General features: G+C 64.7%; 10 protein-coding genes. All 10 read right to left on the bottom strand.

Translation table 11 applies throughout. From position 1 onward, the window contains the following. Window positions 1-87: 87 nt before the first annotated feature. Window positions 88-1,467 (bottom strand): glycosyltransferase N-terminal domain-containing protein, encoded by a 1,380-nt coding sequence (locus tag SX243_12015; GenBank protein ID MDY7093687.1) that lies wholly within the window; start codon window positions 1,465-1,467, stop codon window positions 88-90. 126 nt (window positions 1,468-1,593) lie between these two features. After that, a complete protein-coding gene (locus tag SX243_12010; GenBank protein ID MDY7093686.1) occupies window positions 1,594-2,175 on the bottom strand; it encodes a papain-like cysteine protease family protein in 582 nt (193 codons plus the stop codon). A gap of 104 nt (window positions 2,176-2,279) precedes the next feature. Beyond that, window positions 2,280-3,356 carry a hypothetical protein gene (locus SX243_12005; protein ID MDY7093685.1) on the bottom strand — a complete coding sequence of 359 codons (1,077 nt, stop codon included), beginning with the start codon at window positions 3,354-3,356 and terminating at the stop codon, window positions 2,280-2,282. Window positions 3,357-3,454: 98 nt separating this feature from the next. Next, entirely contained in the window at window positions 3,455-4,480 is a 1,026-nt protein-coding gene (locus tag SX243_12000) for a hypothetical protein (protein MDY7093684.1), read from the bottom strand. A 137-nt stretch (window positions 4,481-4,617) separates the two neighbouring features. Next, window positions 4,618-5,679, bottom strand: a complete 1,062-nt coding sequence (locus SX243_11995) for a hypothetical protein (GenBank protein MDY7093683.1) — start codon at window positions 5,677-5,679, stop codon at window positions 4,618-4,620. A 49-nt stretch (window positions 5,680-5,728) separates the two neighbouring features. Next, window positions 5,729-6,754 (bottom strand): hypothetical protein, encoded by a 1,026-nt coding sequence (locus SX243_11990; protein ID MDY7093682.1) that lies wholly within the window; start codon window positions 6,752-6,754, stop codon window positions 5,729-5,731. A gap of 94 nt (window positions 6,755-6,848) precedes the next feature. Then, window positions 6,849-8,849 carry a hypothetical protein gene (locus SX243_11985; GenBank protein MDY7093681.1) on the bottom strand — a complete coding sequence of 667 codons (2,001 nt, stop codon included), beginning with the start codon at window positions 8,847-8,849 and terminating at the stop codon, window positions 6,849-6,851. A gap of 78 nt (window positions 8,850-8,927) precedes the next feature. After that, window positions 8,928-9,200, bottom strand: a complete 273-nt coding sequence (locus tag SX243_11980) for a hypothetical protein (protein ID MDY7093680.1) — start codon at window positions 9,198-9,200, stop codon at window positions 8,928-8,930. Beyond that, the gene (locus SX243_11975) at window positions 9,197-9,523 is read right to left on the bottom strand and encodes a hypothetical protein (protein ID MDY7093679.1); all 327 of its coding nucleotides are present in this window, start codon (window positions 9,521-9,523) and stop codon (window positions 9,197-9,199) included. Before SX243_11975 ends, SX243_11980 begins: the two co-directional genes overlap by 4 nt. Then, the coding region (locus SX243_11970; protein ID MDY7093678.1) for a hypothetical protein at window positions 9,520-11,237 on the bottom strand (1,718 nt) is incomplete at its 5' end. The genes SX243_11970 and SX243_11975, both read right to left, overlap by 4 nt.

Genomic DNA, 11,237 nt, shown 5'->3' with positions numbered 1-11,237 from the left:
GGTGCGGAGCGGGCAAGGTACCTACCCCTCGCCGGGACCAGACTGGGCGCCAGGAACCAGACTGGGCGCTAGGAACCAGACTAGTAGCTAAGAAGAGGTAGCAGCGGGGCCTGGCGACGGCAGCAGAGGCTCCAGGACTTCGAGGATCGCCGTCAGCTCCCCCGCATCCGCTTGGCCTCGGGCCAATGCCTCGACTCCCAGGTCCCGCGCGGCAGAGGGGTCGCTGAGCCATCGGGACCAGACTTCGGCAAGACCTCCGAGATCGGTCACCCGGCGCCAGCCGCGCCCGTCGGCGGTCTCGCTACGCTGCATGATGCCGTCCAGGCCCGGCCCGGCGACCACCGGCACTCCGATGGCCATGGCCTCCCAAGGGTTGTGCCCCTCTCCCCCGGGATTGAGGGTGTTGCCGATGAACGCTCCCAAGGCCACCGGGAACAATTCCTTGAGCTCTCCGAAGGTGTCGAGGAGGATCACGTCGACCGCCGCTGCTCCCTGCGCCGAAGATTCCGCCAGCTCGCTCCGCCTCACGAACTTCCAGGATTCATCTCTGAGCAACCGAGCCACCGGCTCGAACCGATTCCGGTCCCGGGGCGCCAAGAGCAAGAGCGCTCGCTCCCCACCTCCGGCGCGGGCGAAGGCTTCCAACACGAGATCTTCCTCCGGCTCGTGGGTGGATGCGGCGATGAGCAAGAAGCGGCCGTCGCACAGGGAGCGAAGCCTCTGCGCCAAAGCGCTCTCGCCGGCCTCGGCGGATCCTACCCGTTTGAGGTCGCCGGTCACCGTCAAGCGGGCCGGCGAGATCCCGAGACTCAGATAATTCTGCCGCTCCTCCTCGCTGGTCACGCCGAAGTGCTCCACCAGGAGATAGTGCCGCAGGAGATTCTTTTGCAGGCGGAAGGTCAGCTCGCTACAGAAACCGTTGATCACCCGCACCGGCAGGCGCCGCCCCGCGAGTCTGAGCAGCTCCATGGGAAAAAGGTCGGTCCCCTCGATCAGGATCAGACCTCGGACCCCGTAATGATCGAGGAGCCGGCGGACCGTAAAGCCCAGCGGCAAAGGAATGTTCAGCACCGTCGCCACGTCGCCGACCTCTTGCTGCGCCAGACGCACATCCTTGAGCAGGGTGACGGTGATCACCATCCGGGTACGCCCGGCGAGGGCCCGAACCACTGGGACCATCACCCGCACTTCCCCCGTGGAGCGTGCATGCAACCACAGGCTGCCGTCGTAGCCAGGGGCGGAGAAAAATCCGAGACGCTGCAAGAGGGCGTCCCGGTAGCGCTTGCCGTAGCGCAGCGCAAAGAACGACTCGATGAGCCCGATGCGCAGCAGCAGGATCCCTTGCTTCAAGGCCCCCACCAACCAGGCCACCGGCGGCCACCAGAGGATCCTCTCCCCGACGGTCGGCTGGATGCGGAAGACCGGGTTCCTCGGGGATGAAGGCGCAGCGGGCAGGGATGAGCTCATGGATTCCTCTCCGTTCGGCCGGATCGGCCTGTCAGGGCTTTCGTAATTCCATGATACCCATGCCGCCGTAGGAGGAACGGAAGTGATCCAGGTACGGAGTCCAAGCCGGGGGCGCGCCCTTCGACATCACCCCTTCCGAATCTGCCACACGGTCTCGTACCAATTCCCCGGCAGCCCGTAGCCGTTGAGCAGGGAGGTGTAGGTGATCCAGCCTTCCGGCGGCCGGCCCCACTCGCGGAAGAAGGCGGCGTCGGGGTCGAGGAAGTAGACGAGTTGCTCACCGTCGTCTGGCTCGAAGGTGCCGGAGACGATGCCGGTGTGGGTGGTGCCGTCGACGAAGAGGATGCTGTAGATCACCGGGCGGCCGGCGGCGATCTCTCCTTTGAGCTCGTCGAAATTGAGCGGGCGCTGTTCGTAGTCGGCGTTGATGCCCCAATTCATCAAGATGCCCGGGAACTCCTGGAGGGCGACCCCCTGGTCACATTCGGGGTTGGTGGGACAGCAATCGTCGCGCTGGAATTCCAGGTTGGCGAAGGTGCATTGGGCTACGTCCTCGAGAGTCAACGAATCCACCACCATCTCCAGGGTGGCGGCCCAGCACCAGCCGTCCATCAGCTGGTCGTGGTAGATGATCGGGACGATGTGCATCTCGTCCAGCGTGGCGAGGACGGGCTGGGTCTCCAGCAGACTCAGGGGAATTCGGCTCATGCTCGAGGCTCCTTGGGATGGACGGAGGGGAAAGGCCGGACGCGAAACGACAACGCAAGATGGCACGACGGCCGGAGCCCGCGAGCTCCGGCCGCCAGCTCCCATCAGCGAAGCTCTGCTCCGTCCTTGTGGCGGGTGGTGTCCGCACCGACCACGATGAGGCGCACCGGATCGGCCTCGTAGGCCTTGTTGCGCCGGGCGTAGTGCTCGTGGGCCGGTTCCAGCCGGCGCCGCTCGCGGCTCCACATCACCATGTCCTCGAGTCCCAGCTCCTCCAAGGTCTTGCCCTTGGCGTAGAGAGCAGTGCCCGCAACGGTGGCGTAGTTGACCCGCACCGAGAGATCGAAGCCCTCCGGCGGCGGCTGATCGTTGCTGCGGTAGGAGTAGGAGAAGGTCGTCTGCCAGCCCGCGGGAATGAAGGCGGAGGTGCCGATGATCTGCCGGGGCTGGGTGATCTTGGTCACCGGAATGCTGACGAAGTCGCCGTCCGGCAGCCGCGTTCCCGAGGTCAGCCAAACCTCCGAGCCGACGGGCAGGTTGTTGGCGATGAGATTGATCTCCATCACATCCCCGGTGCTGCCCTGGCTGTATTCGTTGGGCCGGGTGAAGGTGGTCTTGCTGTCGATCAAGCTCACATTGCGCCAGCCGAGGCCACCGTTGTCGGCGATCCAGCCGGCGAAGCTCTGGATATCGCCGGTGTTGGGGATGGGGTTGGGATGGTCTTCCGTCACCACCCGGCCGATGAGGCAGTAGTGAAAGCCGCTGGGCGGCGGCGGTGCGATCCAGCGGAACGGTTCCGGAGTCACCCAGATGTCGTTCTTGGCAGCGGCGGAGACGGAAATATGGTCCTTCTGGTCACTGGTGTAGAGGAGGTTCTCCCGCCAGACCGACGGATAGAGCAGCAGATTGCTCTCGGCGTAGTAGAGGTAGACATCTCCGGAACGAGCACCGTCGTAGAGATTCTCTCCCCGCACGTAGAGATAGTTCGCCGTGTTGCTGAAGACGTTGCTGCCGACGCTTTGGTCGAAGTTCGCTTTGAAGAACTCCTCCGGCTTGTCCACCGGCATCAGGCCGTAAGGGATCACGTCGGGGGAGCTGCTCAGCCCGGCGGTGCTGCGGGGGATGGTTCCCGGATCGCCGACTCTCGAACGGACGTATAGGTCGTCATAGGGTGTTGCCATATCGTTGATTCCTCAGAGAAAAGTTTTCGGTTCCAGGCCATCCCGACTCCTGAGAGTCCCACCCACGAGCTGACCGCGAGTGGGCTCTCAGCACCGGATCAGGTCTCAGCGGTGGGGACGTTGATCTTGGTGGTGTACTGGGCCTGAATCACGAAGCGCCCCGGATCGGCGGCGCCGACCTGGGGAGCGTCTCCCTCGGCAGCGAAGACCCGGGGGTGATCCGACTTCTGGGCTCCCGCCACCTCCTCGTATTGGCCGGCGTAGACCGTGACGTAGTTCTCCTTGGCCGGCAGCCCCTCGCCGGCGAAGAGGTTGAAGGTGATGGGCGAGTTGTAATTGGCGTCCAGGTTGGCGAAGGTCCCCTGGGTGAAGGGATCCGCGTTGATGGTGCTCAAGGGCAGCTCGATCTTGTAGCCGTCCGGCGCCGGCTTCTCGGCCTCGAAGGAGACCTTCCAGCCCAGGGGGATCCCCGCGGTCTTAATGAAGAAGCTCACCTCGCCCTCGGTGTTGCCGAGATCGAATTGGGCCTTGGTGGTGAAGGTGGGCTCCTGCTTGGGCGGCGGCTGGAGCGTCGCCTGCAGCACTCCCACGCCCCCCTGGCGGGAGACCCAACGATCGAAGTCGATGCTGTTCCCGAGGCCCGGCACCGGGTTGGGGTGCTCGTTGGTGGCCACCACGCCCAGCAAAGCGATGTTGGCCCCGGCATCGTTGGCCGGCGGCGAGTAGACGAAGGGGACCTCCCCCACCACCACCTCTCCCGGCAGAGTCCGGCCGAGGGTCACCCGGTCCGAACCATCGGCGGTGAAGACGCGGTTGTTCTTCCACCGGGCCGGGGAGCCGAGATCTGCCTCGCTGGCCCAATAGAGGAAAGCAGTGCCGCCTTGAGCGAAGTCGCCGGTGTTCTTTCCGCGCAGGTAGACCAGGTTCGGCTCTCCCGCCACCACCGGCTTGCCGACGTTTTCTTCGTAGGTGTCGCGGAAGTAGGTCTGGGGGTCTTCCACCACGGTCTTGCCCTGGGGCGAGACGTCCGGTGATTCCTGCAGAGGGCCGGAACGAGGGAGCTCTCCGGTATCTTCCAAAGAAGCGCGGACCAGAATTCCGTCGTATCGAATCATCGCTGTCATGAGAATCATCCTCCAGGTTGGGCTCGGCCCGCTGGCCGAAGAGATGCAAGGGATGCTGGGTATCTACTGGTTCCGCCGATGCAGTCCGGGATTCGGGCTGCATCGGCGGAGTGAGGAGGCCGGGGGGGCTCGAAGCCTTACCCTCCGTGCTCGGTGGTATCTCCCCCGACCACGATGAGGCGCACCGGGTCGTTCTGGTAGGCCTTGTTGCGGCGGGCGTAGTGCTCGTGGGCCCCTTCCCAGATCCGCTTCTCGCGGTTCCACATCCTCATGCTCTCGAGGCCCAACTCCTCCAGAGTCTTGGCCTTGGAGTAGAGCTCGGTACCCACGGTAGTGGCGTAGTTGATCCGGACCGAGAGCTGGAAGCCTTCCGGCGGTGCATGGCCGTTGCTCTTGTAGGAGTAGGAGAACACCGTCTGCCAGCCTTCGGGAATGAAGGCCGAGGTTCCGATGATCTGATTGGGTACAGTGATTTCGGTCACCGGAATACTGATGAAGTCGCCGTCCGGCAGCCGCGTCCCCGAGGTCAGCCAGACCTCCGAGCCGACGGGTAGGTTGTTGGCGATGAGGCTGACCTCCATCACATCCCCGGTGCAGCCCTGGTTGTAGTTGTTGGGCCGGGTGAAGGTGACCCCGGTATTGAGGATGGTGACATTGCGCCAGCCGAGCCCACCGTTGTCGGCGATCCAGCCGGCGAAGCTTTGGATATCCCCGGTGTTGGGGATGGGGTTGGGATGCTCCTCCGTCGTCACCCGACCGATGAGGCAATACCCGTAGTACGAGGGCGGCGCCGGCGCCACCCAGGAGAAGGGCTCCGGAGTGACCCAGACATCGCCCTTGGCGGCGGCGGCGACGGGGATGTGGTTCTGCTGACTGCTGGTGTAGAGGATGTTCTCCCGCCACACCGACGGATAGAGCAGGAGGTCGCTGGTGGCGTAGTACATATACGCCTTGCCTTCCTGTGCTCCGTCGTAGAGGTTCTCCCCCCGCAGGTAGAGGTAGTTGGCCGTATTGCTGAAAACGTTGGTTCCGACGTCCTGGTTGAAGTTGGCCTTGAAGTACTCCTCCGGATTGTCCACCGGAATCAGTCCAAAGGGAATGACGTCGGGAGAGTGGCTGATGCCAGCCGTACTGCGGGGAATGGTCCCCGGGTCGTTGAGGGTGGAACGGATATATAAGTCGTCGTAAGGGGTTGCCATATCTCTATCTCCTAGAAGTCTTGCTGAATGCTTCGGCGGGCTCGGCGCCTCAAGTCTCGGCCGTGGGCACGTTGATCTTGGTGGTGTACTGAGCCTGGATGATGAAGCGCCCCGGATCGATCTGGCCGACTTGAGGAGCGTCCTCCGAGGCGGCGAAGACCCGTGGGAGACCCGACTTCTCGGTTCCCGCCACTTCCTCGTATTGGCCGGCGTAGACGGTGACGGAGTTGTCCTTGTCCGGCAGGCCCTGGCCCGGGAAGAGGTTGAAAGTGATGGGCGAGCTGTAGTTTGCGTCGAGGTCGGCGAAGGTCCCCTGAAGGAACGGATCCGCATTGATGGTGGTCAGGGGCAGCTGGATCTTGTAGCCGTCCGGCGCCGGCTCCTCGGCCTCGAAGGAGACCCTCCAGCCCTGGGGAATGCCGACGGTCTTGATGAAGAAGCTGACCTCGCCCTTGGTGTTGCCGAGATCGAATTGGCCCGTGGTGGTGAAGCTCGCCGTGGGCTTCGGCGGCGGTTGCAGCGTCGCCTGCAGGACCCCTACGCCCCCCTCCCGGGAGATCCAGCGATCGAAGTTGATGCTGTCCCCGAGGCCGGGGATGGGATTCGGATTCTCGTTGGTGGCCACCACCCCCAGCAGCGCGATGTTGGCCCCGTCGTCGTTGGCCGGCGGCGAGTAGATGAAGGGCGCCTCGCCGACGGCGACGCGGCCCGGGAGGGTCCGTCCCAGCGGCACCCGGTCCGAGCCGTCAGCGGTGAACAGCCGGTTGTTGCGCCAGCGGGCGGGAGAGTCGAGATCCGCCTCGTTGGCCCAATAGAGGAACGCGGTACCGCCCTGGGCGAAGTCCCCGGTGTTCTTGCCGCGGATGTAGACCAGGTTGGGCTCCCCGGCCACCACCGGTTTGCCGACGTTCTCCCCGTAGTTCTGGCGGAAATAGGTCTGCGGATCCTCCACCACGTTCTTGCCCTGAGGCGAGACGTCCGGCGATTCCTGCAGCGGGCCGGAGCGGGGCAGATCGCCGTTGTCTTCCAGCGAAGCCCGAACCAGGATTCCGTCGTAGCGAATGGTCGAATTCATGAGGGTCATCCTCCGGTGTTGATCCGGCCCGAAGGCCGAGTCGATGCAAAGAGCGCTCGGATTCCACGGTCTCGGTTCTTCGAAACAGTCCGACTCACGGCGCGAAGAGCCAGACTCGATGATTCGGCCCGCGCTGGTCGTCGACCACGCGCCAACCGCCGGCCAGCCAGAGTCCTCCGGCCATGAGCACGGAGGCAAAGCCGGCGGAGTTGTTCTGATAGCGGGTCGGCTGCTGCTGCCAGACGATCTTCTCGACCTCGTCCTCGATCTCGATGGTCATCTTCCAAAGATCGTCGATGGGCTGGGTGCTGGAGCGGGCTCCGCCGAAGAGGTAGATGGCCTCCCCCAGGCTCTGGGCGGTGGCGAAGCTGCGCACTCCCCAAGATGGCGTCGGCTGGCGCTCCCAGGTGGCTCCATCGAAGCTGCTCCACACCTGGTTGTCGACCTCCGTCGACTTGTCGCCGACCTGACCGCCGAAGATCCACAGACGGTCGGAGAACTGAGCCAGCCCGAAGTTCCACCGCGGTGAGAAGGCGGCGGCTTCGGTGACCTGCTCCCAGGCCTCGCCGTCCGCCGTGCACCACACGTCCCGCAACCCGGAGCCCGAGGCGTCCTGACCGCCGATGAGCCACAGCTTGTCCTGGAAGACGATGGTGCCGAAGCCCGCCCGGGCGCTCCACGGAGCCCCGGTACTGACCTGCGCCCAGCCGAAGCCATCGGGCTGATCGGTGGCCCAGACGTCATTGAACAGCTTGCCCGATTCGTCGGCTCCGCCCATCATCCACATGCGAACAGCCCCCTCGGGCCCCAGCACGCCACCCCCGGCGGAGCTCCGAGCCCCCCAGGGAGCGTTCTGGTTGGCCACCTGCCAGCTCGCGCCGTCCAACGAGGTGTAGATGTCGTTGGTGGGTCCCTCGACGCCGCCGGCCAGGAAGAAGAGCTTCTCCCCAAAATTCAACAGCACCGGACGCCCGCGGGTCTGCCACGGAGCGATGTCGGTGGTCTGCTGCCAGCCCACGGGCAGCGGGAAGACTGTGACCGTGCGGCTGTCCTTGTTGTTCTCGCCGCTGGCGGTGAGGGTGTAAACGGTGCGGGCGTTGGGGAAGACCACCCGCTGACCGGTGGCGCAGCCGTCGGCGTCCTCACAGACTTTGCCGACACCGGGCTGCAAATCCACCGTGACGGCGGAATCCACCCGCCAGCTGAGGGTCACCGGCTCGCCGAGGCGCGAGCCTTCCGGCGGCTGGGCGGCGAAGGACTCTACGGCGGCGGGGTTCACCGTCACCTGCTGGAACTCCTGGGTGGTCTTGCCGGTGGGGCTGACGGCCTGGAGCCGGAAGTTGGTGGTGCCCAGAACGCGCTGAGCGTAGGCGTCCTCGCTGGGCGGCAGCCCCTGGATATTCCCCGGATCGAGAGTGACGGTCTTGGCGTTCCAGGTCGCCCAGGAGAGGTCGACGGAAGTGCCGGCATCCACCGTCCCTTCGGAAACCTCGAAGCTGTCGATCTGCGGCGGGGCGTCGACCAGGGAGAGGTTGGTCCCCCGGGAGGTCTCCACCGCATAGCCGGTGATCTGCTTCTTGAAGTTCAGATGGGTCAGGCTGCCCTGAGGGTTGAAGGTCTGAACGCCGGTGATCAGGAAGCGCACGCTCTCGTTGGGCTGGAGCACCACCTCGCTCCTGGGGAAGAGCAGCCAGTACGGACCGATGTTGGGATCGCTCATGGGCGAGACGTCCCAGCTGGTGTTGTCCGGCGCCGGCGAGAGAGTGAAGGCGGCGGCGAGCTCCTTCGTGGTCAGGGTGCCGTGGGTGCTGCCGTAGGGAAAGTAGACGTAGAGGCGATCCAGCCGCGGCCCGACGTAGGCCCCGTCGATGGGCGGCAGCGGGTCGTCGGTGGTTAGCCCGTCGGGGTTCTCCAGCTCCACCACCGGGTTGTCGCTGGGGTTGTGGATCAGCAGCTCCAGGGTGTTGAGCACCGGCACCGCGGAATCGGTGGTCACCGCCACCTGGGCGGCGTTGAACAGCCGCGGATTCTGCAGCACCGTCGCCAAGACCAGCGGCGGATCGACTTCCGGAGCGGGCTTGGAATGGTCCATCATCAGATCTCCTTGAAAAACTCGATTCTCGACAACGCCATCGGAACCGCCGACTCCGTGCCGGGGCTTTCTTGCCCCGAGCTACTCCTCATCGTCGACTCCTTCATAAGCCCAGAGCCAAAACTCCTTGGCCTCTCTCGGCAAGCGATAGTCCTTGGCGTAGTTGGACTCTTCGAGACGGACGCTCTCGATGACAATGTCGCCGTCCACCCCGGATTCCCGGGCCTGCAAGCTCATCTCCGCCCCGGCGGTGCCGTGCTCGACGGAGAGGGTGACCTCCACCGCCATGACGGCATCTCCCTGGGGAGCGCCGTGGCGGTAGAAGGTCGTGAAGCTGAGGGGCTCGAGGCTCATTGAGTCTGGCCCGACGGCGGATAGCTCACCCGCATGGAGAAGTCGAAGTCCGGCGAGATCGGCAGCCCCATGGAGTTGTAGATGTAGACGAAGACCGTCTTCCACTCTGCAGGGATCTCCGCCGGGACCGAAGTGAGCTGATTCGGATGGTGAATAGTGGTCGGTGGCAGGTGAATATACTGACCATCGGGCAGAGGCGTGGTGGAATGAAACTCCACGGCGGCACCAGGGCTGCCGTTCTCCACGAGGAGCGCGACGTCCATCATGCCGCCCTCCGGGCCTTGGTCGAAAGGCTGTTCGCGGACGATGATGGGCTCACTCATGACTCGCTCCTCTGCGATTCGTTGTCGGGGTCTTCGTCAACAGGCCCGAGGATCTTCCACTCCTGGATCAACCGGCGCCGTCCACCGTCTTCGGGGATCCAGAGAGCCTGCAAAGTGAGGCTGGCTCCGCCTTCCCAGGGCTGCCCCCGGTAGCAGACCTGGAAGGTCGTTCGGAAGCGGCGAGGGACCTCGGCGACGGTGCCGAAGCCGTAAACCCCAGGCCCAGGGATCGTGCTCGGCGGAATGATGATGTAGGTGTCATCGGCCAAGAGGCCGCCGGAGCTTGCCCAGACCTGGCTCCCGGTGGGTAGGTCCTGGCAGCTCAAGAGGAACTCGACACCCCCCTGGATATCCCCCATGTCGAAGGGGATCTCCTGGGAGAAGGCTGCGGCACCCTCGGTGGTGACCACCGCGTCGAAGCGGGCCCAATTCCCCCGTTTGGAGATCCACTCGTCGAAGGTTTCACCGCCGAGGGAAGAGGGCACCGGATTGGGATTCTCCGGAGTCACCAAGCGCCCGATGAGCACCACGCTCTGATCGGTGGGAGTGGGGTTGAAGACGAAGGGATCGCCGATCGTGGCGACCTTGCTCGGGGAAACATCTTGAACCTCCGACCTATCGTTTCCGGAGGCGGTGAGCAACGCGTTCTGGCTCCACAACTGGGGATAGAGCAGGAGCTGGCTTGGCGTGTAGTAGAGATAGAGCTGGCCGGTCCGAGCCTCGGTAGCGAAGTTCTTGACCCGCAGATAGATGTAGTTGGGAGTTTGGGCCACCAGACTCTTCGCCAGCTCCTGATCGTAGGACCGATCGAAGGCTCGGGCGGGATGATTCACTGGCAAGATGCCGGAAGGAATCAGATCCGGCGAATGATCCCAAGGGGCCTTCCGCGGCACCGAGCCCTGGTCTTCGAGATTGGTGCGCAGATAGAGACCGTCCCAGCGCTCCCCCGTCGCCGGATCATCCGGAACCGAAGCATCGTCCGAGTCCGCTCCGGCCTGCTTCGCGGAGACGAGGATCACCCCCCGAGCCTCCAGCTCGAGGTCCGCCGAAGTGACGGTACCTCGCGGCGCGTAGGAGTAGCTCAGCTGCCCCTCATACCCCGCGGGCACAAAGTTCCGAAAACCTACGACATAGCTGGTTGCCCCGGAGGGAATGGGCACATCGTAGATCGCGCTGGTGCCTTCCGGCAGCGGAGGATCCAGCGACAACGAGACCACCGCCCCTGCCGAGCCGTGAGAGACCAGGAGCTGCAAGAACATCTCGAAACCTTCGTCCCCTTGATGCCACGGCTCGGAAAAGCGCAGCTTGTCGGTGATTCCCACCACGAGCTGCTTCTCCACCGGCCCCTTCTCACCATCCGCCCGCAGCACATAGGTGGTCTCCGCGGTCCTCGCCGGGCCCCGCACCTGCCCGTTGACCGGCACCGACCCGATATCCGGAGAGATCGAGGCCGCCACCGCGGACCGCGTCTTCCAGGCCAACTCCACGGGATACCCCGGGACGGTGGCGGCGGGGTTGGCGGTGAAGCTCTCGATCTCCACCGGTTCCACCGTCACCGTTACCGGCTCGCGCCGTGAGCGCTGGGAGACCGGGCTGAGGGCCTCCAGCACATAGGTGGTGGAGCGGGTGGGAAAGACGTCCAGGTCGCCGTCGGGGGGCAACGGATGGTCCTCGCCGGGACTCACCGTCACACTCTGGGCATTCCAGGTGGTCC

The sequence above is a fragment of the Acidobacteriota bacterium genome (assembly GCA_034211275.1).
Taxonomy (GTDB): domain Bacteria; phylum Acidobacteriota; class Thermoanaerobaculia; order Multivoradales; family JAHZIX01; genus JAGQSE01.
The sequence above is the reverse complement of the archived record's forward strand: the minus strand, read 5'-3'. Positions and strand labels throughout refer to the sequence as shown.

What these genes read in the sequence shown, in the direction of transcription:
- SX243_12005 (MDY7093685.1), bottom strand. Translation starts at nt 3,356, where the DNA reads ATGGCAACACCCTATGACGACCTATACGTCCGTTCGAGAGTCGGCGAT.
- SX243_12000 (MDY7093684.1), bottom strand. Translation starts at nt 4,480, where the DNA reads ATGACAGCGATGATTCGATACGACGGAATTCTGGTCCGCGCTTCTTTG.
- SX243_11975 (MDY7093679.1), bottom strand. Translation starts at nt 9,523, where the DNA reads ATGAGTGAGCCCATCATCGTCCGCGAACAGCCTTTCGACCAAGGCCCG.
- SX243_11980 (MDY7093680.1), bottom strand. Translation starts at nt 9,200, where the DNA reads ATGAGCCTCGAGCCCCTCAGCTTCACGACCTTCTACCGCCACGGCGCT.
- SX243_11990 (MDY7093682.1), bottom strand. Translation starts at nt 6,754, where the DNA reads ATGAATTCGACCATTCGCTACGACGGAATCCTGGTTCGGGCTTCGCTG.
- SX243_11995 (MDY7093683.1), bottom strand. Translation starts at nt 5,679, where the DNA reads ATGGCAACCCCTTACGACGACTTATATATCCGTTCCACCCTCAACGAC.
- SX243_12015 (MDY7093687.1), bottom strand. Translation starts at nt 1,467, where the DNA reads ATGAGCTCATCCCTGCCCGCTGCGCCTTCATCCCCGAGGAACCCGGTC.
- SX243_11985 (MDY7093681.1), bottom strand. Translation starts at nt 8,849, where the DNA reads ATGATGGACCATTCCAAGCCCGCTCCGGAAGTCGATCCGCCGCTGGTC.
- SX243_12010 (MDY7093686.1), bottom strand. Translation starts at nt 2,175, where the DNA reads ATGAGCCGAATTCCCCTGAGTCTGCTGGAGACCCAGCCCGTCCTCGCC.